This is a genomic window from Snodgrassella sp. B3882, from assembly GCF_026535915.1.
Taxonomy (GTDB): domain Bacteria; phylum Pseudomonadota; class Gammaproteobacteria; order Burkholderiales; family Neisseriaceae; genus Snodgrassella.
In genome coordinates, this window is record NZ_JAFNPF010000001.1 from 288,638 (window position 1) to 312,503 (window position 23,866).

The window sequence follows — 23,866 nt, forward strand, 5'->3', positions numbered from 1 at the left end:
GTGTATTATACTAATTATACGCATAAATCAAAATACTGACCACGCTTTGTATTTATGTAAAGACAGTTTTGCGCAAAGGGAGATTAATCTATATACATTGACAAAGTGCTGTTCTTGTTGTGTAATGCTACGTTTTATTTAAAGTTAATTCGGGAATAAATTATGAAACGCACTTATCAACCATCCGTTACCCGTCGCAAACGCACTCATGGTTTCCTGGTTCGTAGCAAAACCCGTGGTGGTCGTGCTGTGTTGGCCGCTCGTCGTGCCAAAGGCCGTAAACGTTTGGCTGTGTAAGCATTAATAATGGAATTTCATTTTGGCAAAAAGTATCGCCTATTGAAAACGGATGATTTTTCATCCGTTTTTGCGTTACGTTGTCAAAAAAGCCGAGGCTGTTTACAGATATTTCAGGCGCGAAATTCTCTGGATTATCCTCGTTTGGGGTTGATTGTGGCGAAAAAAGTAGCCAAACGCGCCAACAAACGCAATTATATGAAACGGGTTCTGCGAGAGTGGTTTCGGCTTCATAAGCATGAAATGCCTGCGGTGGATATTATTATTCGTGTCCGCCAACCTTTCACACATTCTGATTACTGTGTTGTAATCAATAATTTACAACAGCTACTGCTAGCAGCCAGTACATGTAAAACTTCGCAATGAAATTTTTATTGCTTGGGTTGATTCGTTTTTATCAATATGCAATCAGCCCGCTTTTACCACCACGTTGTCGCTTTCGTCCAACTTGCTCGCAATATGCAGTGCTGGCCGTGCAAAAATATGGTGTGGTGAAGGGTAGCTGGCTGGCTTTAAAACGTATCAGTCGTTGTCACCCATGGGGTGGTTGCGGTGATGATCCTCTTCCTTAGCAATTAAATACGGAAAAGACTATGGATTTTAAACGATTATTGATATTTTTTGTGCTGACTATGGCCATTTTGTTGGGCTGGGAAAAGATGTATCCGAAGCCTAAGCAAGAGGTTACAGCGCAACAAACATCATCTGCCGCAACGAATTCTTCAGCTCCAGTTAGCAGCACTAGTGATGTTGCTCTGAGCAAAACTGATCCGATTACCGTGGATACTGATACGGTAAAAGCGATTATTGATGAGAAAACCGGTGATTTGCGTCATTTAATTTTAAATCAATATAAAGCTACTTCTGACGCCAATAAACCCTTTGTTTTGCTCGATAATGGTCAGAACGGTCATCAGTACATTGCCCAATCTGTGTTATTAAATCGACAGGGTGATTACCTGTTTAAAGATTTAACTTTTACTGCTGCGCAAAAGCATTACACCTTGAACGGTGATAAGTTGGATGTGCGTTTAACAGCTACAGAACAGAATGGTATTCAGGTATCTAAGATTTATACCTTTACTAAGGGTAGTTATTTGATTGGATTGCGCTACGAGATTGCCAATCAAAGTGCACAACCATTACAACTTGATGTCGCCTACCGTGTGTTACGTGATGGCAAAGAACCTGAAGGTACCGGTTATTTCGATCATACATTTACTGGCCCAGCTCTTTATACGCCAACCGGTAAATTTGAAAAAGTGACTTTCTCTGATCTGGACAGTGATTATGCTTCTGGTCGCGATAAAGTTGACTATGAACGCAAAACCAATACTGGCTGGATTGGTATGATGCAACATTACTTTATGACCACTTGGATTTTACAGCCTAAAGGTGGTGAAAGTGTTTGTGCGGGTACTGATTGTCAGATTGATATTCGCAAACGCAGTGACGGTTTATATTCAGCTGGGGTAAGAGTGCCTGTTAAGGATATTCCTGCCAACTCAACCAGCAGCTTTGGTATTTCTTTGTATTCTGGCCCTCAGATCTATTCTGTTATTACCAATGTAGCTGATAATCTGCAAATGATTAAGGATTACGGTAAAGTTTCTCTGTTTTCCTCACCTTTATTCTGGTTGTTGAACTGGTGGCATAATCTGGTGAAAAACTGGGGCTGGGCGATTATTTTGCTGACGCTGACGGTTAAAGCAATTTTATTCCCGTTGACCAATGCTTCTTATAAATCGATGGCGAAAATGCGCGCCGTTGCGCCTCGCTTGCAGGCTTTAAAAGATCAGTATGGTGATGATCGTATGCGCCTGCAAAAGGAGATGATGGCCATTTATAAGGCAGAAAAGATTAATCCGGTTGGTGGTTGTTTACCGATGTTGCTTCAGTTTCCGGTGTTTATCGGTTTGTACTGGGCATTGTTTGCTTCGGTTGAATTACGTGGTGCACCATGGATTGGTTGGATTACTGATTTAGGTCGTCAGGATCCCTATTATATTCTGCCGGTACTGATGGCCCTGACGATGTATTTGCAGACCTTTATGAATCCGCCACCAACGGATCCGATGCAGGCTAAAATGATGAAAATCATGCCAATTATGTTCTCGGTGATGTTCTTCTTCTTCCCTGCAGGTTTGGTGCTGTATTGGTTAACCAATAATATCCTGACTCTGATCCAGCAGTGGTTTATCAATAAACGAATTGAACAACGAGCCAAAATGCATCGTTCGCTGGATATTTAAGCGCGCATGTTTAAAAAGCACTTCGAAAGAAGTGCTTTTTTGTTTAACGATGCTTGTTAAATTTGTTCTGGTTTAAGGTTATATCAGGTTGAGAGATGTGGCATTTATTTTGTCGGAATTGGTCCAAGAAATTCTGTAATGATTTTGGTATTAGTTAGTGTAGAGGGTAGTAGGGTATGGGTGGTTTGATGGGAATACTGAATGATTGAGTGATGATTAATAGAGTAAAGTTTTTGCTTAAGGGAAGATTTAAAAGTAAGAGAGGTGTTTCTGGGAAAACCGGTTTTGACTGTGTTATGGTCAATTTATTCTACACTGGTAAGGGAAGGTTATTTGAATGTGTGAATAATTTTGTCTGGGTGGTTGCAAATCTAAGTACCAATATAGCTAATGTAAGAGATGGGTGTGCTAATCGAGACTATATGGACGATAAACGCAGAAGTTGGATGGCTATGTTGAGTAAATACCTCCATCAGCTATTTGGCTGATGGAGGGAAGTATAAGCAATTATTGAACGTAGGTTTGTGTGGTGCTTACTCGGCTCTGCTGTACTGGAATGACTTTGATTTCCACACGGCGATTCTGGGCTTTGCCTTGAGCGGTGGCATTGCTGGCGATGGGGTTGGCTGCGCCGTAACCCATTGCACTGATGCGGTTGCTCGCCACACCACGGTTGATTAAATAGTTGGAAACAGCTTGCGCACGACGCTGCGACAATGGCATATTGATGCTGTCATTGCCGGTGCTGTCTGTATAGCCTGCCACAGAAATATTGGTGTCAACATATTTTGCCAACACTTCAGCTACAGAGTTCAGTGAATAGGTGGCACTGCTATTTAATTGATAGCTGTTAGTAGCAAAAGTCACGTTTTCAGGCATCACGAGTTTGATTTGGTTACCTTCACGTCTTACTTCAACATTGGTGTTGGCCAGTTTTTGACGTAACAAATGCTCCTGATAATCCATGTAAGCACCCACACCGGCACCAATGGCACCACAACCTAATGCCGCATTACGGGCACCACGGCTATTGTGTGTGATTGCGCCAACAATGCCACACACCGCAGCACTGCTTAAACCAATAACGGCTGTTTTGCTGGCATGTCTTTCGCCGGTGTTAGGGTCGGTAATACATCCGGTTAAGGCCAGAGTAGAAGCGGCAACAAAAGCTGCCAGTGGTTTCATGAAAGCCATAAAGACTCCTTTCTATTTAGAAACATTTATTTAGTAACTACACACTTAGTGTTTTAGGCTATCTGATTGTAAAATGCAAGTTATGTAAAGCAGCTTGATCGGATAGGGGTTATTTTTATATTCGTTTATTATGCATTTGTCGCAAGATTATGTTGTATCAGAAAGCAGCTTTGCGCGACAAGTTTTTCTGTCTGTATTACAATTTTATTTTATCTCTACATGTGCTGTGGCGCGGATGGCTGGAATACGATGATTTCAGCACGATATCACTTCATTGTTTGCATGTAAGAGCTGCTATCAAGCCACTTTGGAATCATATATGCTCAGTTTATATAACACTTTAACCAAAACCAAACAGGAATTTACCCCAATTGATCCATCTCATGTTCGTATGTATGTGTGTGGAATGACGGTTTATGACTATTGTCATCTTGGTCATGCTCGGGTCATGGTGGTGTTTGATTTGGTGGCTCGCTGGCTGAGAGAGTTGGGATATTCGTTGGAGTATGTGCGCAATATTACTGATATTGATGACAAAATCATTGCTCGCGCCAATGAAAGGAAGATCAGTATCCATGAACTGACAGACTTTTTTATTCAGGCAATGCATGAAGATGCGGCTGCTTTAGGCGTATTGCCACCAGATCATGAACCGCGTGCCACACATTATATTTCACAAATGATCACGATGATTGAAGAAATCATCGCCAATGGTAAGGCTTATGTGGCTGATAATGGTGATGTTTATTACTCAGTACGTGAATTTCCAGCTTATGGTCAACTCAGCGGTAAAAGTCTGGATGATTTGCGCGCCGGTGAACGGGTTGAAGTAGATAATCACAAGCGAGATCCGCTGGATTTTGTTCTGTGGAAATCGGCCAAACCGGATGAACCTGCATGGGATAGTCCGTGGGGCAGAGGTAGACCAGGCTGGCATATTGAATGTTCGGCCATGAGCCGAGCTTTGTTGGGTAATCCGTTTGATATTCATGGTGGTGGAGCTGATTTACAGTTTCCCCATCACGAAAATGAGATTGCTCAAAGTTGCGGTGCTGAAAAAAACACCTGTTGCGAACAAAAAAATCATTTTGCCAGTCATGTTAAGTATTGGTTACATAATGGTTTTATTCGTGTTGATAATGAAAAGATGTCTAAATCATTAGGAAATTTCTTCACGATTCGCGAAGTGTTGCAAAAATACGATGCTGAAGTGGTGCGTTTTTTCATTTTACGTGCTCATTATCGCAGTCCGTTGAATTATTCTGATGCACATTTGGATGATGCTAAGGGGGCGTTAACGCGTCTATACACGGCCTTGAAGAATACAGCGCCGGCAGAAGTGACGATCAAAGCTGAATTAAATGATTACACCCGTCGCTTCTATACAGTAATGAATGATGATTTTGGTACCGCAGAAGCTGTTGCGGTGTTATTCGAACTGGCGAATGAAGTGAATAAGACGCACGACAGTCAGTTAGCCGGCTGCCTGAAGGGATTGGCTGGATTAATGGGGTTGTTGCAGCGTGAACCGGCAGAATTTTTGCAGGCCGGGGCTGGCGAAAACGGCAGTTCGCTGACTAATGAGACGATTGAAGCGTTAATTGCAGCACGACAACAGGCACGCGCAGATAAAAATTGGGCAGAATCCGATCGCATTCGCGATGAGTTGGCTGCTGCTGGCGTTGTGCTTGAGGACAGTGCTAGTGGTACCAGTTGGCGACGTGGTTAATGCTGTTTAGCTTTAGTACCTAGTGCTTATTTTATCAATGCTTTACATTGTTATTGAATCTTTTGGCAGGTATCTGCATAATTAAGTAGATACGATTGACTCGGGGTGTCATTGGCTGGTTGCGTGGCGATGACTGAGATTTTACCCGTTGAACCTGATCTGGATCATACCAGCGTAGGGAAGTCTAAGTCTTTTCTGACCTATTCTTCTCTGCCTATTTTTATAAAGGAAAGAATATGTCATCTCCTCAAGAATTTCAGGCTGCTCAGGCCGAGCCGTTTATGGCAAATGTTCGGGTACAACAACCATTAATTCATTGTCTCACTAATCAGGTGGTACAAAACTTCACCGCCAATATTTTATTGGCTATTGGTGCCAGTCCGGCGATGGTGATCGCCGCGGAAGAAGTGCAATCGTTTGTGACGATATCTGATGGTTTGTTGATCAATATCGGCACGGTGACGCAGCAAAGTGCACACAGTATGGTGCTGGCGGCACAGCAGGCGATGCAGGCTCAGGTACCGTGGGTTTTGGATCCAGTGGCTGTCAGTCCAGCTTTGTCTTTTCGTACCCATCTAGCACATGAACTTCTCAACTTGCGCCCACAGGTGATTCGAGCCAATGCTGCAGAAGTGTTGATGCTGGCGGGCGAACAATCCAGAGCTAAGGGACCAGATAGTCAGGACCCTACTGAATCCGCACTGGGGGCAGCGAACAAATTAGCACAACAATATCAGACTATTGTGGCGGTAACCGGCGAGACTGACTACATTACGGATGGTGCAACCGTTTATGCTGTTAGTGGCGGTGACCATGCACTAACCAGAGTAACCGGTACTGGGTGTTCTTTATCGGCGATGGTGGCGGCATTGATTGCTGGGGCAGAGGATAAGTTGCTGGCAACGGCGACAGCTTGTTATATGATGAAAAAAGCCGGAGAGGGTGCAGAAAAAAATGCCGGGCTAGGTACCTTTGCCGTGTCGCTGCTGGATCAGCTTTCTTTGATGGGATCGACTGGTTCAAAGGGTGTTTAAAATGCAGAAGCAACTTGATTTGACTTTGTATCTGGTTTTGGATCCGGTTTTGTGTGGTGGTATTGCCGGAATGGTACAGACTACGCAACTCGCTGTGGCCAACGGAGTGACTGCGGTACAGTTACGTTCTGAACAGGCATATGACCGGCGAGACTGGTATCAGGCTGCCTTGGCGTTAAAGGAAGTTTTGGCTGAGACAACGGTGCCATTGTTGATTAATGATCAGGTTGATGTGGCCATGGCGGTACAAGCAGATGGTGTTCATGTTGGACAAAGTGATTTGCCGGTTGATGTGGTACGCAAATTGATTGGCACCGAAAAATTGATTGGTTTGTCGGTATCCAATGCCAGTCAGATGCAATCTGTACCCTGGGAACAGGTTGATTATCTGGGGATTGGCCCTATTTATCCTACCAATTCTAAAAGTGATGCTGCGCCAGTACTTGGAGTTGAACAGTTGCAAAAACTGGTGCAGTCTAAGCAGTGTCCCGCCGTGGCCATTGGCGGCATTAATCGCAGTAATATTACGCAAGTCATGCAGACTGGAGTTGACGGTGTCGCGGTAATTTCTGCCATTTGTGCTCAGCCTGATGTCGGGGCGGCCACTCAGCAACTTTTACAGCAGATCAGACAGGCTCAGAGTTAATAATCAGCGTACTAGGGTGATCAGAAACTGAGTTAGCTTTTAGCTGGCACGGCTGTACATTTATGCCAATTACACTTTTGCAGGCTTGAAAATTTATTCAGAACGTGTATAATTAATTGATTAAAAACATCCGTTTTAAGAGGTACAGGCACAACCCCTGTGCCCGCCAACCGAGGAAGATACTATGAATAACAGCATTCAACCAAACTACCACGATATTACTGTGACCTGCTCTTGCGGCAATACTTTCGTGACTAAATCCGCCATGGAAAAAGACACGTTCAATATTGAAGTATGCTCTGCATGTCACCCGTTCTACACTGGTAAACAGAAAATCGTTGACTCTACCGGTCGTGTGGACAAATTCAATCAAAAATACGGCAATATGTTCAAACGTTCTTAATAGTTTGCAACATGTTGTATCAAAAAAGACTGCCTTAATCAGGCAGTCTTTTTTTATCTGTGGCAAAGAGATTGTTTAGCTGGATAAGTTACCAAATGAAGATTGAGTAGAGAATAAACAGCCTATTTTATCTACAAAAAAGAGGTATTATTTTTATGTAGATAACATAGCAAATGTGTATTTCTATTCATTGAAAATATTTCTCCAGCCACCTTTGTCTTGATAAGAATAATTTAAAAAGTTAGTTATATGGGGTAACTCTAAATGGTTTTCTTTGCCGATTTATATAACTTTTAGCACAAGATCTACTGTTAAAGAACTGTATTCTCCAGTTCCTCCATATAAATTATTTAAACCCACATTCAAGGTGTAAGCGATCATTTCTGATCAACATCGAGGAATATGGGCATAAAATTTTTTAACTTTAAAACTATTTTATGCTCAAACGAAAAGTCGTTTATCTCAAATTTAGGATCTAATATATTGATAAGTTGTATATTATTGGCTAATTCCTCCCAATCGCTTAAGTTATCAGACTTTAAAAATTCTCTGAGAATATTAATGATTCACTTGGATTCAGCGTTATTGATGTTATGATGTTTGAAAGCATTGTCAATACCGATTAAAGCAAGATACAACCTGCCTCTTATCGATATGCTTTTTAATTTGTCTTCCATATCACCAATGTATTATTTTTAATTAAAAGGTACGTTTGCAGTGGAACGGTCTTTTTTTTGTCTATTCTGCTGAGCAGAGTAATTAGCGTTCACTGTCAATTTGATTTAAAACCTGGTTGGTTAAGAGCCACAACCAACTGACCAGCACGAAAGGCATGGTTAATACTGGAATAGCATAGGGTGTAAGCACAGCCATTAAAGCAGCTTGTGTTAACACGGTTAGAATAATACCCAGTAAAATATAAACCACAGTTTTCAAATTTTGTTTATCACAGAATGTGGCTAAAGTAATGGCGGTGAGAACCGCATTGAAAGAATACAGTCCTAAGTTAATCAGTTCCATCTGACCGCCATACAGTAATGCTATACCGACAGCCAGTGCAGAACCGATCACACTATAAATCGCTATTTTGCGTGAGTTGATGGCAAGACCGAGCAAAAATAATATCCCCGCCAGCGTACTATTAGCTAGAAACACTTCTGCAAGCCCCAACAGGCTGCCTGAGGTGATCGTGTGCAGATTGAACTGACTAGAATGTGTAAGAGCATTTACGGTATGGCTAGGATTTAACTGCGAAAATGCTGGGATACACAGTAAAAAAAGCCAGCTTAACAGGATAAAAGGTAAGGTCAGACAGGGAAGATACCAGTGTTGTAAGATGTTACTGCATGCTTGGGTCACGAAAACCGACAGACAAGCAGCCAGAACAATTTCGCTCCATAAATACAATGACTGTTCACAAAAAGTAGCCAGGGCGATGCCGATTAAACAGGCATTGAAGCCATAAATGCCTTGTTGCCATGCTTTATGATTTAGTTGATAAATATAAGCCATTAAATTGGCGCAAATAACAGCTATCAAGCTGGCACAGACAATTTCAGGTTTATTCATGCTTAAGCTCGCAACCAACACGCCAGTGAAAAAAATCAGTCCTGATAAAGCATTGTTCTGCAACATAACCTGACCATAACTGCGCAGCCATACATCTATAAACCGATACAAGAGCTTAGCATGGCACAACTGCTGCCAGCGTTGCTGAACAGAAACTTGAGTCATTGATTTTCTCCCATATTGATTGTTTGCATATGTAAAATGTTCAGTAACGTTTCCTCACGATTTTATATAATAATCGTGCCATTATTAACAATACAACTTCAATCAGGGATGGTTTTTATTTTTGATGGCTGTCAGTTTGCTGCAAATACGGTGCATTAGACGGCGACAATGCTTTAAATTTTAAGCAGAAATATGCTAATGTCGATAAACAAGCCAAACAATGTCCGGTATGGTAAAAATAAACTCTATAAAATCAAATGGATTTGTGTATGATCAATATTTTTAGTAGGAAGAGAACATGCAGTCACAGTTAAATTCGGTGGGTACACCGTTTTTTTACGGTGTGTTTAGCGCAATCGTCATGGTGATGATTGTCATTGATATGCTTACTTTAAAAAAAGAAGGCGTACATAAAGTGAGCAGTAAAGAAGCTTTATTGTGGACGACGGTATGGATTAGTGTTTCATTGGGATTTGCTGTCTGGCTATATTTCGAACTATTACATAATCCATCAATGGGGCATGACGTTGCTGCCGATTCGGTGATGGATTTTCTGACAGGTTATGTGCTGGAAAAGTCTTTATCAGTGGATAATATATTTGTATTCGTGCTGATTTTCAGTTATTTCAAGGTACCAGCGGCATTTCAGCATCGTGTCCTTCTTTTTGGGGTCTTAGGTGCCATAATACTGCGGGCGATCATGGTCGGCTTAGGTGCGGTATTGGTTAGCCGCTTCAGTTGGGTTTTATATTTGTTTGGGCTATTTCTGCTATATAGTGGTATTAAGTTGATGTTGCCTGAAAAAGAAGGCAATAAAGGTCTTGAAGCTAATCCATTGATAAAATGGTTGCATCAACATTTTCCAGTTAGTGATCATTTTAATCATGAAAAATTCTTTACGGTAGAAAATGGTAAACGTTTAGCCACGCCACTATTATTGGCTTTAATCGTCATTGAATTAAGCGATGTGGTTTTTGCTGTTGACAGTATTCCAGCCGTCTTTGCGGTAACTACAGATCCGTTTATTGTATTTACTTCCAATATTTTTGCCGTATTGGGATTACGGGCGATGTATTTTTTATTAGCCAATGTGGTGGAAAAATTTGTTTATTTGAAATATGGCTTGGCGGTGGTATTGAGTTTTATCGGCGGGAAAATGCTGGTGGTAAAATGGTGGCATATCCCTTCCTGGGCATCTTTGGCTGTTGTCTTCACCGCTTTATTGATGGCGATATTGGCATCTTGGTGGAAAAATTGCCAACAGCCGGTTACGCACAAATCTGTTGAGTAAACAACAATATGCGACAAAGTGGATATTTTTAAGAAATATCCACTTTGCTACGTCAATAGAAGTCTCAGCTCAGAATGGCATGATCAACTTAATTTGTTGATTAACTCACTTATCCTAGCCACATAGATTTTGACTGTTTCAATATCACCGCGAGGGATTTCATCCACACTGGCATCAGCTGGTGTTTGTACCATTGCACCTGCTGAACCACCCAAAACATTGACATCGTCGCGCTCGGCAGCTTTAGTGTTTGCGGGTAATACGCCCAAGCTAACCCATAATCCGCCATGCTGAGCAGCAAATGTTTGCATCCAGATCATGGTAATTTGTTTGTCACCATTGAAACTGGAACTGTTGGTAAAACCGCCAAAAATCTTGTCTTGCCAGGCGCGTTCAGCCCATAAACCCGAAGTGGCATCGGCAAATTTTTTAAATTGCCAAGGTACATTTCCCATATAAGTTGGTGCAGCAAGAATAATACCTTTGGCAGAATGTAATTGTTGCCACTGGTCATTATCCAGATCACCATTAGCATCAATTTCAACCAATACAGCATCCGTATCCGCCGCTACTGCCTCTGCAATTTTTAGGGTATGACCGTAGCCAGAAAAAACCACAATTGCCAGTTTACTCATCATCAATTTCCTTTTCGTCCTTCAAAACAGTTTATATAATTTCATTGTTCCTTATGTATCAATACGATAGTCGTTGTCGGTAAAAATAGCAAATCTTGTCACTGGATAAATAAGATGTCTACCAAGCATTCTATTTATCGTCAGTAGATTAATTGATAATCATAGTTTAATGGAGTTGGTGATTAAGCTGAGAAAAAAGTTTAAGCGGATTTATAGCTGACCATATCTTTAGAGGATTCACGATATTAACTATAGGGTCGCGCCACGAAGTTGCCGCAAGTTGACTCCATCCCCGTGGCCATGAATATTCATTGCAATTAAGATAAGATATGACGCGCTATTTGGTTTACCGATGACGTCAATAGCTGCATAAATGTACGATGACAGATTGGTTATTTCTCAGCAGAGGTTACTTTATTATCCCCGTTTTTCTGGGTAGTGAATGATAGGCGGCGACAATTAGGAAAATGTCAGAAAAAGAGTTTTTATGCCGTAAGTGTTGATTTGCTGATACAAAGTTGTCATTTGCTGGTGATAGAGTGTATTTAATGTAACCTTATAAGGACTCATTAGCGTTTAAATGTGATAATCGCCATGAAATAGGACTTTCAAGACATTATCAAGTTAAAAATTAACCAAAGCACTTTGCTATTCGACACAATTACAATACCAGTACCGGTAATATAAAGGCACACTAAAGTGTGCTAAAACAATGAACTAGACAACCAATAGCATAATGTTGTCGCAAAAAAAAAGCTTGGGGAACCCAATGAAAAAACAGTTATATCGATTAATAATGAGTTTTATCACTTTGTTAATACTTAGCAATTGCAGCACCATCACCAAGTTGGATAAAACTGAAGCAGCCGAATCGAAGATAAAAGTGATCAAAGATTTAGATCTATATTCTGTGAGTAGTGTCGAATATATCGACCCTGATCGGGAATTTTTTCACGTATCGTTATCAGAAACTTTACCGCCCGATGCAGACAAGAAGATATTGCCTGCCAATTTAACCCAAAAAAAATACACCATAATCGGTAACAAACGTAAATTGTTTATGAAATTGGCTGGGATTCCAGAAGCGGCGTATGTCAGGATTTATGATTATACCAACAATCAACTATTTTCTTATCCCATTTCATCTATGGAAGTCACGGCAATATTAGATATTTTTAAATACGATCTTACCCCACCATATGAAACGACAAATTATCGAATTGGATTTGAATTACCGCAAGCGTTATGGTCAATGCTTCGTTCAAATTCTGGTTTAATCGTTTATATAACAAAAGACAATCCTTTTGCACAAAAACAACTTACACCCCTTGACTGGCAAATCATTCCAAATGCAAATTATCCGCATACAGGAGCAGATCAATTATCCAATAGAGATGATGGAAATGCCTCGAAGGTGATAAAAAGTTACCTGGCTAAGGCGAATAATATGACTTTTTATGTTCAGGATTATGTAGATGAAAGCCAACCCGAAAGGTTAGGAATTGATAAAATTTTGGCAAGAGAACTTCTGGTTTTAGATGATGAAGGTAACACTCTTTTTAAAAGACGCATGTTTCAAGATGAAGGTACCTCATTGGTTGAGTTAAATAATTTCCATGAAGATGGAAATGATCAATTCCAATGGGCAGGACAATTATTCAAAGATTTACCGCCAGTTGTATTTGGCTTTGAATCGTTCGCATTTGGCTGTGGAGGAGTCGATTTTATTGTGCCTGATGCGGAAGGGATAGAATTTAAATGTGATAATCGTCACTAAATAGGTTTTTTTAAGACATTATCTAGTTTAAATTAACCAAAGTACTTTGGTGTTTGAGAACAGTACAATTCAAATATTTGTAATAAGTAGGCACACTAACTAATGTGTGCCAAAACAGTGAACTTGGCAACCAGTAGCATAAATTTGTCTTAATAAACCTGCATTGGCAGTGAAATGACAATATTAATCAGCAAAATTCATTGGCTATGGAATGACACATTATTAAACTGATTGAATACACTCAAATCATTTTCTGGGCATATCAATTTAAACATAATGGGTATATTATATTGTAATATTTAATTAAATCATCAATATATAATTTAAACTGAAAAGAAAAAAAAGAAAATAGTACGAATTTACTCTTTAGTATTTTTATTTTTTAAGTTGGCGTTATATATCTAAGAGTCTGATTGCCAAAAATAAATACAATTATTCTATGTTGGGAAAATGTAATATCAGTGTAGCAATATGCTAAATTCACACCTTTAGCCGTTTTCATGTTTGTTTCTCAGGTAAAGTAAATAAAAACATAAACTTGTATTTTATTATTATGATTAAACTTCAAGTTTGATCCGATAGACGAGTGATGTGAGATATTGATTACAGGAGAAAGTATGTTAACTGTTATTGCCGCCCCAACCACACAGGATTTTGCTAATCCCCGTTTAAGTTCTACTTATACTCAGCCTCAGTTTCTACAACAAAGTGCTCAACTGGTGCATCTGTGCCGTCAACTGAGTCTTTCCCAGTTGGAAGAAATCATGCATATCAGCCCACATTTGGCTGAACTGAATCAACAACGTTTCCGCGAATGGCATCAACCTTTTACTCCGGACAATGCTTTACAGGCTATATTTGCGTATGGTGGTGATATCTACAATAGTTTGCATGTTGATGATTTATCATTGCATAAACTGGATTATATGCAACAAGCAGTTCGGATTTTGTCTGGGCTTTATGGTTTGTTGCGACCCCTCGATCTAATCCAGCCCTATCGCCTCAGCATGAATGTCCGTTTGGAAAACCCGAAGGGTATCAATTTATATCATTTCTGGCATGAAACGCTGACCCATTACCTCAATGACACTGAAACTGATACCATTGTTGATCTGGCTTTTGATAACTATTTCAAAGCGATTGATCAGGATAAACTCCAAGCCAAAGTCATTAAACCGGTATTTCTGGATGAAAAAGCCGGTAGATATATGAATGTCAATGCCTATGCTAAAGAAGCAATGGGTTTGATGACTCGTTTTATTGTCGACAATAAACTGGAATCGCCAAAATTACTGCATGAATTCAACACCAATGGCTATCAATTTATTAAAAACGAATCGACTGAGCATGAGTTGGTGTTTAAACGCGCGGAAAAAGTCGCTAAACAATACCAGTAAATAAAAAAAAAGAATGGCTTAACACTATACTGTTAAGCCGATTCGACTACAATTTACATAAAAATGTCGTAGACAGAGAAAATTCGGTACAATCCCCGCTTTACCCTAGCAGAGGTCTAATATGTCAGAATCAACACAAATATGCCCACAATGTGCCAGTGAACAGAACTATTTCGATGGTACCTTTACCGTTTGTCTCGAGTGTGGGCATGAATGGGATGCTAACAATGCCAGCAATACTGATGAATTGGTTGTGAAAGACAGCAATGGCAATTTGCTTGCCAATGGAGATGATGTCATTTTAATTAAAGACCTCAAACTTAAAGGCAGCAGTCAGGTGCTAAAAAAAGGCGCTAAAGCCAAAGGGATCCGCTTGGTTGAAGGGGATCACGAAATCGACTGTAAGGTAGATGGGATGAAAATTATGTTGAAGGCGTGTTTTGTGAAAAAAGCCTAAAGCAAATTTTAACTTTATTGCTAAACGAAAATTGGTCCGTCTGTCAAAATTTGGTTGAGATACGGACCAATTTTAACTGGTGCATAAATTGATCTATTCACCAGTAAAGGGATTAAATTTTATCTTTCATTCATAGACAAACTTGGATCAACCACAGCATAAATTTTGTTTTCCAGTTTATCAGCTTTAATTTTCTCTAAGATCACCCGTGCCAGTTCTGCCCGATGAACACACCCATGAACCTCTTGCTGGCTAAAACATTCTGCTTTACCCGTGATCTCCCCAGTGATTAAACCACCAGGACGTAAAATAACGTAATTCAAAGAGCTGGTTTGCAACCATGCCTCAGCCAGAGATTTCTCACGTAGAGCATGCCCGAATGCTTGCTTGGCTCGTTCAGACATGGTTGACCATGAGTCACCACAACCGAGTGAAGTCACCAGAAGCATTTGATGGATACCACATTGTTCAGCCGTATCCATAATCAGACGCTGTGCCTCATAATGTGCACCAGACGATCCGCCCAGTGTGGACACAATAACGGTATCCGCACCGGCCAGCTGACAGATTTCTTGAACCTTGGTTGCATCCATGGCATCACCGACTACGGTGATCACACCTTGCTGATTTAACTGGTTGGCAAATTCAGCATCGCGGACTAAAGCCACACAGCGCCATGGTGTTGGTTGTTGCATAGCTTGCTGCAATACCTGATAGCCTGTGCCCATTTTCGGGCTTACCCCAAATAGCAATAAAGTTTTCATCGGATTCGCCTTATGCAGATTTGAAACGTTGCGCTAAATTTCTGAATTTTTCTAACTGATCTGCTTTCAACTGTCGCTGTTGATCACGGCCGACAAAAATCTTGAACATGGCTTCGCCATGGTGATTGAGAAAAAGAATTGAAGCGGTGGCCATACGCATAAAATTACGCTCTACAAAAGCAATATGCTGGCAATTTTCGGCACGAATATGCCCGCCAAAACCTTGTTTATGGTGTAAATTAAAATAACCTGCACCATGCTTGCCTTCTGGCAGCTCACCGGAGAATTCAGCAATGATATCCGCCGTGTGCACCAGGAAAGTAATTTCCCCCCAACCAGCAACTTCTTGCCACACTGTATCAAACTGGCTGCCGTCAGTGATAATTGCATCTGGAATAGCCGCAATCACCTCGGTCATGGTTGCCTGATATTGTTGGGCAATCTGCTCCAATGTGCCTTCTGGATTGGTTTGCATAAAAGCATGAAGATCATTATGTTGAGATTGTTTAGACATCATTATTCCCTTTATTAAATTGATTTCTTTAACCGCATGGTTTATGAAGCAGTGGCATGCGGGTGAACCGCTTGACCAGATTTGCGTATTTGCATCATTTTTTCCTGTAACTTTAGATGTTCAGGATTATTTAATTCTAGTAATAGTTGCTGTAAGGCTTGTAGCAGATTGCTTGACCAGAAGCGACCCGATGGCGTTAAGCGGAAACAATGGTCATCGCTGACCAATAAACCTGACTGTTGCCATTGTTCAATCAGCGGATTGAGTAGGGTGCTTTGGGTAGTCAGGGCTGGTAACTCTACCCGTCCTCGCTCAATTCCGGCTTGTAACTGATAAAGCCAATCCCCCAATAAGGATTGACCAGTAAGCATCATCAATGGTTTTTTGCCTTGTTGCAGTTGAGCATAATATTCTGCTAAATCTCGTTGCAGCATAAAGGACTGACCATCTAGGCGCCCACCGGCACCTGAACCAAAAGCAAAGAAATCAGCACCCTGTTTGATGAGTAGATTATATAAATTGCGCTCACGCGTGGTTTTACCCCAGTGGCTGTTACTTAATTGCGTCCAGCCCCGACGATATAAGTAATCTGCACCTTGTAGATAAAAATCTCGTCTTGCTGCCACGGAAGGCAGTTCAAGCTGCTTATTTTCAACACGTTTGGCCAATGGTGTACTTGAAAGCAGATTCAAGGCATACAAATCTACGCCATCCAATGGCAAATCTGCAGCGATTTCTAAATCTGTTTGCCAGCTTTGTGTGGTTTGACCGGGTAAACCAAACATGAGATCACAAACCAAGGCAACACTGTCTTTTAGCGCAATTCGTTCGAATGTTTCAATAATTTCTTCGCGGGCGGATAAGCGACCCAGTTTTTTGCGGATGGCTGTATCAAAAGTCTGAATGCCTATGGAAAATCGGTTTGCTCCAGCAGCAATATAACTGTCTGTTCTGGCTTCATCAAAATCAGTAATCCGTCCTTCAATGGTGATTTCACAGTCAGGAGCCAAGGGTAAAGATTGTTTCAATAGTTTGATGACTCGAGCCAGTTGACCTGCAGGCAATGCAGAAGGGGTTCCCCCGCCAAAATACACAGCATGAATTGGTGCTGACTGGATGGCCGGATTATTCATTTCCAAAGCAATTTCGTTCAGTAGAGCATCGATATAGGCTTCAGTATCAAATTTACGCAGCAAATTTTGATAAAACCCGCAGAATTGACAATGGGTATCACAAAAGGGAATATGAATATAAATCAGTCTTTTGTTGCCCGTTAAAGAGGTTTGCTGTAATAATTGCCAATTTGCTTCCATCTTTTCAGCGGGCACAGGCATACTGGCTCGCAATGGCATGACTGCCCATCTATTCTGAAAAGGTAAGTCGGCGTTTGCGGCATAAAAACGGCTTAGATCCAATGATTTCATAGCTTAGATATATTTTTGATGGCTGCAAGATTAAATAATAATTATTATCATATGGCAATGGTTTTACGGCAGTTACCAGCGTGATTCAGCAGTTTATTGATGCAGGTCAATAAGCTTTGAAGATATAAAACAGACCACTGACTCTGGATGTTATTGAAGTATTCAATCTAAAAAAATTCTTGAATCGATCACTATTTGATGACATAAAATTTTCCAGAAATGGTTTTTATTCTGGTGAAAATAGTTGATCAAATAATATGCACCATTGAATTTCAGCACATCCACTAACGAACTGTGTCTGGATTGGTATTATTGTATCACCTTTACATTAATGTAAATTTATAAATTTCTGCCCAAGCTCGTGTTGTGCTAGCTTAAACGTGTCCAAAATGACATTTGATAATAAATTGCTTTATGAAGATTTAACTGTATTATTTGAATTAATCTGCTTAATGTAATGCTGTTGCAGGCGAAGATGCTTTTATGCTTGTGTTATTTGGATTTGAAGTTATGTGTATGAGGAATAGATGTTTACTATTTTAGATATTGTGGCAGTAGTTTGATGGCTAAAAAAATTCCCTATTGTTTGGCATAGGGAATTTATTTTAGCTTTTAGCTGAAATTCAGAACTCATTTTACGCTTTTAGCTTGAATTTATTTTACTCAACCGTGACTGATTTGGCCAGATTGCGTGGTTTATCCACATCGGTGCCACGGGCTAGTGCGGTGTGGTAAGCCAATAGTTGTACGGGGATGGTGTGGACGATGGGGGAAAGTACGCCCATATGGCGCGGAGTGCGGATTACGTGCACACCTTCGCCGGCGGTAAATTCACTATCCAAATCGGTAAACACAAAGAGTTCTCCACCACGGGCAGCTACTTCTTGCATATTGGCTTTGACTTTTTCCAGCAAGCTGTCGTTTGGCGCGATCACAACAACGGGCATATTCTGGTCGACCAGTGCCAGCGGACCGTGTTTAAGTTCACCAGCAGGATAGGCTTCGGCATGAATATAGGTGATTTCTTTTAGTTTCAGTGCACCTTCTAGGGCGATAGGGTAGTGGATACCGCGGCCGAGAAAGAGGGCGTTGTTTTTGGCAGCAAACTGGTTTGCCCAGCTGGCGATCTGAGGTTCGAGATTAAGTACGTGCTGTATGCTGCCAGGCAGCAGGCGCAATTCGCTGGTGTATTGCTCCTCTGCGGCAGGGGTAACCAATCCGCGCATTTTACCTAGCGTTACAGCCAGCCCGAACAGTGCCACCAGTTGGGTAGTGAAGGCTTTGGTAGAGGCAACGCCAATTTCAGCACCAGCACGGGTATACAGTACCAGCTCGCTTTCGCGTGGTAAGGCAGATTCCATGACGTTGCAAATAGATAGGCTATGCTGCATGCCCAAAGACTGGGCATATTTGAGCGCTTCCATGGTGTCGAGGGTCTCACCAGACTGGGAGATGGTAATCACCAATTGTTCAGGATCGGCAATAACTTTGCGGTAGCGGTATTCGCTGGCAATTTCGACATCGGTAGGCATTTGGGCGATGGCTTCAAACCAGTAGCGCGCGGTCAAGGCAGCGTAGTATGAGGTGCCACAGGCAAGAATTTTGATGCTGCGGATGCGTTGGAAGATATCGGCTGCGTTGGTGCCGAAGTTTTCCGGTTCAAAGCCTCCAACTAAAAATACTTCGGCGGTATCGGTGATGGCTTTAGGCTGCTCGTGAATTTCTTTTTGCATAAAATGGCTGTACAGACCCAATTCCAGCGAAGCGAGAGACAGCTCGGACATTTTGATTTCGCGCTCTACCGGCTGCTGCTGTTTGTCGAGCAGGATATCAATACCTTGGGTGGAAAGTTGGACGATATCGCCGTCTTCTAAGAAGACAACACGACGGGTATAGGCGATAACGGCAGAGACGTCAGAAGCGATAAAGCTTTCATCATCACCCAGTGCAACTAATAATGGGCAACCCATACGCGCAGCCACGAGTTTATCGGGATTATCGCGGGCGATGACGCCGATGGCGTAAGCCCCCTGAAAATGCTGACAAGCGTTTTGTACGGCTTGGAATAGGTTACCGTCACTGCTATGCGTGTATTCGTAATGGATGCTGTGGGCGATGACTTCGGTATCGGTTTGTGAGGTAAATTGATATCCCAGTTCTTGCAGTCGGGTGCGTTCGCTTTCGAAATTTTCGATGATGCCGTTATGCACAATAGCGATCAGGTCATTTGAAATGTGCGGGTGGGCATTAGGCTCGGTGACGCCACCATGGGTAGCCCAACGGGTGTGTCCGATACCCAGACTACCCTTTAGTCCAGCTGCGTGGGCGGCTTGTTCCATAAGTTTGACGCGACCAACGCGACGTACGCGTTCGATGCCATTAGCTGTCCAAACGGCGATGCCGGATGAGTCATAACCGCGATATTCCAGCCGTTCCAGACCGCTGGTAAGAAATTCGACAACTTTGTCTTGGGCGCGAATAGCGCCGACTATACCACACATGTTTTATCCTTTGACTGTGCAAATGGTCACGATCCTGATTAAGGATGGTTTTGCTGAAAAATTCAGCTCTTGCTTTTATTTCGCTATGCAGACCACTGCTCTGGTATTGCTGGTTTCATTCTAAAAGGGTAATTGTAATGGAAAAGCACGTTTTGCACAGTAGCTCTACCTATTCTTAATGTTGATTTGCTTATTTCCTAGCTTGGCAGCAGTTGTATGGGAATGGTTTTAGGCATTTTTGCGGCAATTCGATAAATTTTTTTCACTCCAGGCGGGCAGGAGAAACAATCGCTGCAATTGGCTGTTGAACAACTTTCATCGTTTAGATTTATTTGCTCTATGGTGCCTTTTTGCAACCAGAATGTCAGCATCTGTTCCATGGCGCTTTCCTGCACCTGAAAGTGTCGAGCCAGATCTTGCAAATTGGCCTGTCCTTTGCTGACCAGATAGTCTCTAATGGCGGTGATGAGCATCGAAATTAAGTTCCTGTGCTGCAATGTTTTGGATAGTGGATTTATATTGGTTAGGGATCTTTCGTGGTGACCATACAGATGGTGGTTAATTTGCTAAGATCACTATCTGTATGGGTAAATGTTGAGTAAGTCACGGTAAATTATGGTTTTAATGGCAACAATTGTCAGGGTTGGGGTGTTGCGAAGGCCGCTGTAGGGTTGGCTGGCGCGGACCGATCATTTTCATCGCGGTAATCAATAAGATAAATAACAGGCTTATGGTGCCTAAGATATAGATGGCCGATTTCGATTCACTGATCCAATAAGATTGGTAATAAAAGGTTGCGCATGTCCAGCCAATGAAGAATGTCCAACCAGCAACAAACAGCATCCAGCGCCAGCCGGCTTCACGATAGATGGTACCTAATGCAGCTGCACAAGGTGTATAAAGCAGGATAAAGATGAGATAAGCCATGGCAGCATGATTATTGCTGAAGGATTTTTCCATTTTGGAAACAGTGCCCGTTGATATTTCAAGCTCTTCCTGCACACTGGCTAAATCTTCGTTTACTGCGCTTATGCCGAGCGGATCCAATACAGAATCTTTGAGTTTAGCTAAATTTTCTGGAATGGTTTTAAATGCTTTGCTTACACCTTCAATGAAGTTAAATGTCTCGTTAGAGCTGTCTTCAGTTTCCATCGAATAAAGGGAATTGAGTGTGGCTATAACGGCTTCTTTAGCAAATATGCCGGTAAATATGCCCACTGTGGCGGGCCAGTTGTGTTCATTGATTCCCATTGGTTGGAAAACGGGGGTGATTTTTTTGCTGGTGACGGCGAGGATAGAGCGGTCGCTGTTGTTGTGACCGAACGAGCCATCGGTACCTATTGAATTTAGCAGGCTTAAGATGGTGACCATGACAACGATGGCCTGACCAGCACGGAAGATAAACCCTTTGAGTCGTGACCAGGTCAGGTACAGCATGCCGCGCAGGGTAGGTAAGCGATAGGCAGGTAATTCCATGATGAATGGAGTGATAGCCCCCGGTAGCAGAGTGTGCTTGAGGATTAATCCGGTAATAATGGCGATGACGATGCCGAGCAGGTAAAGGCTGAATACAACTGTTGCGGCATTTTGGGGAAAGAAGATGGTGGCAAATAAGGTATAAACAGGTAGGCGTGCACCACAAGACATAAATGGAATCATGCAGATAGACATGAGACGATCGCGGGTAGACTCTAAGGTGCGGGTACCCATAATGGCAGGTACGCCACAACCAAAGCCAACGAGCATAGGTACAAATGCTTTGCCAGGTAAGCCGATGGCACGCATACCCCGATCAACAACCATGGCCGCGCGTGCCAAGTAACCTGAATCTTCTAACAAAGACAAGCATAGGAACATGGCCGCAATAACAGGAATAAAGGTGGCGACGGTTTGGATACCACTACCTATGCCATTGGCCAATATGGCGGTGAGCCAGGCGGGTGCATGTACGCTGTTGAGCAAATAGGAAAACCCATCGACAAAGATGGTAGCGAATAATACATCGAAGAAGTCTGTAAATACTGAACCGAATTTGACGGCCAACATAAACATGAGATACATCATCAGCAGAAAACAAGGAATCCCGGTAAATCGACCAAGGGTAAGATTGTCGATCTTATCTGACAGGGATATATTCGCCTCGCGCGGTTTTTCAATGACCTGACGACAAAGCTGATCGATAGCTTCATAACGCGCACTGGCTAGAGCCACATCTATCTCATTGTTACACCATGCTGATAAATCGTGCTGACATTGATGCAATGTTGATGTTTCCGCAGGGGTGAGCTGGGTAGTTGCGCCATTTAATAGCAACTCTATTAGTGACCATTGATTTAGCTGGTGGATAAAGCTATCCGCTGGCAGTTTGGCTAAATGTTGATGAATAATGCTGGTTTGTTTGTCACCTAAGGTAGCTATTTGGGTATTAGGCAGGATTGGGTTATGAATGACTTCACTCAAAACCTGCTCTAATTGATCCAAGCCGTTTTTTTTGGCGGCAGAAATGGGTACCACGGGACAACCCAATTGTTGGGTTAGTTTGGCGATATTGATTTGTTCGCCCAAGTTTTTTAAAGCGTCCATCATGTTGAGGACGATGATCATTGGTCTTTGCAAATCTAACAGTTGAAAAGTCAGGTAAAGGCTGCGTTGCAGGTTGGTAGCATCAATGATGTTGACGATCAGGCTGTCAGGTTCATTCAATACAAACTCGCGCGCGATCAGCTCATCTTCAGAGGTGGCGATTTGCAGATTTTCGATGGCATACGTGCCGGGTAAATCAACAATATCAATAGACTGGTTGTTGATGTGCATGCTACCGGTTTTGCGTTCGATGGTAACCCCTGGCCAGTTGCCAATGTGTTGGCGCGCGCCAGTTAGGGCATTAAATAGGGTGCTTTTGCCACAATTGGGGTTACCAATTAATGCTATTTTCATTATTTAACTTTCACCACGCTAATTGCTCGGGCTTCTTGACGACGCAAGCATAGATTGAATCCACGGGTTCTGATCTCAAGAGGATCTCCTAACGGAGCCGTTCGGATCACGGTGACTTCGCTACCAGGGGTGATGCCCATGGCCAGCAGACGACGTCTGAACTGCTGTGATTCTGGAAGTAAGGAGTTGATGACGGCCGTTTGTCCAAGTGGAAGTTGATCCAGAGTTAGTGCTGACACAGTGGTTCACTTTCTTTATCTGGGGATGTAGTTTGTTTTTATTGGGAATCATTCCTATTCGCAATGATATGCAATTTACTGGTTAAGGTGGATATGATGTTCTCTAAAAACGGGTTATTAACTGTTTTGTCATGTCAATGTTGTATCAAGTATTCATTTTTTCAATATCGCTAAATGGTTGTTTTAAGTTGTTTTATAAATAAATTTTGATTGCAAGATTTTGTTAAATGGCTGGCTTGCATGAATGTTGTTTTGACCAGGCTAAGGATACCGTTCCTGTGATATTTTTTAAAGTAGTCATTCAATAGATAGTCTGCGGTTTAATTAAGTGAGAATTGCTGTGCTGCTTAGAATTTAAATCAGATTTTGGTTATCTATTCTTTTTTTATTGTTTATTTTCCCTCACAATAATATTGAGCTATGCCTAAGTTAAGTTATCTAAAAGCTTAGGTTTTTTTAGGCTCTAAAATCTTGAGGCGCTATTACTGGGGTTGATTTGGCTAGTTTGGTGGATCATCACTTTACTGTTGTTCAGTTTTTCAGCAATCTGTTTTCTGTTTTCTGTTTTCTGTTTTCTGTTTTCTGTTTTCTGTTTTCTGTTTTCTGTTTTCTGTTTTCTGTTTTCTGTTTTCTGTTTTCTG

General features: G+C 41.8%; 22 protein-coding genes and 1 riboswitch. Of the genes, 12 read left to right on the forward strand and 10 right to left on the reverse strand.

What is annotated here, in order from left to right:
• Positions 1 to 162 precede the first annotated feature (162 nt).
• The 4 genes from rpmH to yidC are packed head-to-tail and all read left to right on the forward strand — an operon-like array spanning position 163 to position 2,549.
• Positions 163 to 297: a 50S ribosomal protein L34 gene (rpmH, locus tag J3U68_RS01310; protein ID WP_004283944.1), complete on the forward strand. Its 135-nt coding sequence runs from the start codon at positions 163 to 165 to the stop codon at positions 295 to 297.
• A 9-nt stretch (positions 298 to 306) separates the two neighbouring features.
• Positions 307 to 663 (forward strand): ribonuclease P protein component, encoded by a 357-nt coding sequence (gene rnpA, locus J3U68_RS01315; RefSeq protein WP_267373754.1) that lies wholly within the window; start codon positions 307 to 309, stop codon positions 661 to 663.
• Positions 660 to 869, forward strand: a complete 210-nt coding sequence (gene yidD / locus J3U68_RS01320; protein WP_267373757.1) for a membrane protein insertion efficiency factor YidD — start codon at positions 660 to 662, stop codon at positions 867 to 869. Before rnpA ends, yidD begins: the two co-directional genes overlap by 4 nt.
• Before the next feature lie 21 nt (positions 870 to 890).
• The gene (gene yidC / locus J3U68_RS01325) at positions 891 to 2,549 is read left to right on the forward strand and encodes a membrane protein insertase YidC (RefSeq protein WP_267373760.1); all 1,659 of its coding nucleotides are present in this window, start codon (positions 891 to 893) and stop codon (positions 2,547 to 2,549) included.
• Between the two features lie 507 nt (positions 2,550 to 3,056).
• On the opposite strand, the gene J3U68_RS01330 is transcribed toward yidC, so the two are convergent.
• A complete protein-coding gene (locus J3U68_RS01330; protein ID WP_267373763.1) occupies positions 3,057 to 3,743 on the reverse strand; it encodes an OmpA family protein in 687 nt (228 codons plus the stop codon).
• 319 nt (positions 3,744 to 4,062) lie between these two features.
• Here J3U68_RS01330 and cysS point away from each other — a divergent pair, with 319 nt between their 5' ends.
• The 4 genes from cysS (at position 4,063) to rpmE (ending at position 7,555) form a co-directional block, all read left to right on the forward strand.
• Positions 4,063 to 5,472: a cysteine--tRNA ligase gene (gene cysS, locus J3U68_RS01335; RefSeq protein WP_267373765.1), complete on the forward strand. Its 1,410-nt coding sequence runs from the start codon at positions 4,063 to 4,065 to the stop codon at positions 5,470 to 5,472.
• A gap of 91 nt (positions 5,473 to 5,563) precedes the next feature.
• Positions 5,564 to 5,670: riboswitch (TPP riboswitch) on the forward strand.
• 38 nt (positions 5,671 to 5,708) lie between these two features.
• Positions 5,709 to 6,506, forward strand: a complete 798-nt coding sequence (thiM, locus tag J3U68_RS01340) for a hydroxyethylthiazole kinase (protein ID WP_267373767.1) — start codon at positions 5,709 to 5,711, stop codon at positions 6,504 to 6,506.
• Between the two features lies 1 nt (position 6,507).
• A complete protein-coding gene (gene thiE, locus J3U68_RS01345) occupies positions 6,508 to 7,152 on the forward strand; it encodes a thiamine phosphate synthase (RefSeq protein WP_267373769.1) in 645 nt (214 codons plus the stop codon).
• Positions 7,153 to 7,336: 184 nt separating this feature from the next.
• Positions 7,337 to 7,555 (forward strand): 50S ribosomal protein L31, encoded by a 219-nt coding sequence (gene rpmE, locus J3U68_RS01350; protein ID WP_267373771.1) that lies wholly within the window; start codon positions 7,337 to 7,339, stop codon positions 7,553 to 7,555.
• A gap of 759 nt (positions 7,556 to 8,314) precedes the next feature.
• Here the strand turns inward: rpmE and J3U68_RS01355 are convergent.
• Positions 8,315 to 9,289, reverse strand: coding sequence for an urea transporter (locus J3U68_RS01355; RefSeq protein ID WP_267373774.1), 975 nt, complete (start codon positions 9,287 to 9,289; stop codon positions 8,315 to 8,317).
• A 298-nt stretch (positions 9,290 to 9,587) separates the two neighbouring features.
• Between J3U68_RS01355 and J3U68_RS01360 the strand changes: the two genes are divergently transcribed.
• Positions 9,588 to 10,580, forward strand: coding sequence for a TerC family protein (locus J3U68_RS01360; protein WP_267373776.1), 993 nt, complete (start codon positions 9,588 to 9,590; stop codon positions 10,578 to 10,580).
• A gap of 83 nt (positions 10,581 to 10,663) precedes the next feature.
• Here the strand turns inward: J3U68_RS01360 and J3U68_RS01365 are convergent, their stop codons facing one another.
• The gene (locus J3U68_RS01365) at positions 10,664 to 11,215 is read right to left on the reverse strand and encodes a flavodoxin family protein (protein WP_267373778.1); all 552 of its coding nucleotides are present in this window, start codon (positions 11,213 to 11,215) and stop codon (positions 10,664 to 10,666) included.
• 769 nt (positions 11,216 to 11,984) lie between these two features.
• On the opposite strand from J3U68_RS01365, the gene J3U68_RS01370 reads away from it, so the two are divergent.
• From J3U68_RS01370 to J3U68_RS01380, 3 genes are all read left to right on the forward strand, one after another.
• Positions 11,985 to 12,992 (forward strand): hypothetical protein, encoded by a 1,008-nt coding sequence (locus tag J3U68_RS01370; RefSeq protein WP_267373781.1) that lies wholly within the window; start codon positions 11,985 to 11,987, stop codon positions 12,990 to 12,992.
• A gap of 617 nt (positions 12,993 to 13,609) precedes the next feature.
• Positions 13,610 to 14,389, forward strand: a complete 780-nt coding sequence (gene yaaA, locus J3U68_RS01375) for a peroxide stress protein YaaA (RefSeq protein ID WP_267373785.1) — start codon at positions 13,610 to 13,612, stop codon at positions 14,387 to 14,389.
• Between the two features lie 121 nt (positions 14,390 to 14,510).
• Positions 14,511 to 14,846: a zinc ribbon domain-containing protein YjdM gene (locus tag J3U68_RS01380; protein ID WP_267373788.1), complete on the forward strand. Its 336-nt coding sequence runs from the start codon at positions 14,511 to 14,513 to the stop codon at positions 14,844 to 14,846.
• A gap of 119 nt (positions 14,847 to 14,965) precedes the next feature.
• Here J3U68_RS01380 and J3U68_RS01385 read toward each other — a convergent pair whose 3' ends face one another.
• The 7 genes from J3U68_RS01385 to J3U68_RS01415 form a co-directional block, all read right to left on the reverse strand.
• Complete coding sequence (locus J3U68_RS01385) at positions 14,966 to 15,610, reverse strand: NAD(P)H-binding protein (protein ID WP_267373790.1); 645 nt, start codon at positions 15,608 to 15,610, stop codon at positions 14,966 to 14,968.
• A 10-nt stretch (positions 15,611 to 15,620) separates the two neighbouring features.
• Positions 15,621 to 16,124 (reverse strand): heme utilization cystosolic carrier protein HutX, encoded by a 504-nt coding sequence (gene hutX, locus J3U68_RS01390; protein ID WP_267373793.1) that lies wholly within the window; start codon positions 16,122 to 16,124, stop codon positions 15,621 to 15,623.
• A 41-nt stretch (positions 16,125 to 16,165) separates the two neighbouring features.
• Positions 16,166 to 17,548 carry a heme anaerobic degradation radical SAM methyltransferase ChuW/HutW gene (hutW, locus tag J3U68_RS01395; RefSeq protein WP_267373795.1) on the reverse strand — a complete coding sequence of 461 codons (1,383 nt, stop codon included), beginning with the start codon at positions 17,546 to 17,548 and terminating at the stop codon, positions 16,166 to 16,168.
• A 659-nt stretch (positions 17,549 to 18,207) separates the two neighbouring features.
• Entirely contained in the window at positions 18,208 to 20,049 is a 1,842-nt protein-coding gene (gene glmS / locus J3U68_RS01400; RefSeq protein ID WP_267373797.1) for a glutamine--fructose-6-phosphate transaminase (isomerizing), read from the reverse strand.
• 197 nt (positions 20,050 to 20,246) lie between these two features.
• A complete protein-coding gene (locus tag J3U68_RS01405; protein ID WP_267373799.1) occupies positions 20,247 to 20,522 on the reverse strand; it encodes a FeoC-like transcriptional regulator in 276 nt (91 codons plus the stop codon).
• A gap of 148 nt (positions 20,523 to 20,670) precedes the next feature.
• Positions 20,671 to 22,986, reverse strand: a complete 2,316-nt coding sequence (feoB, locus tag J3U68_RS01410) for a Fe(2+) transporter permease subunit FeoB (RefSeq protein ID WP_267373801.1) — start codon at positions 22,984 to 22,986, stop codon at positions 20,671 to 20,673.
• Positions 22,986 to 23,225: a FeoA family protein gene (locus J3U68_RS01415; protein ID WP_267373804.1), complete on the reverse strand. Its 240-nt coding sequence runs from the start codon at positions 23,223 to 23,225 to the stop codon at positions 22,986 to 22,988. Before J3U68_RS01415 ends, feoB begins: the two co-directional genes overlap by 1 nt.
• Positions 23,226 to 23,866: the final 641 nt, after the last annotated feature.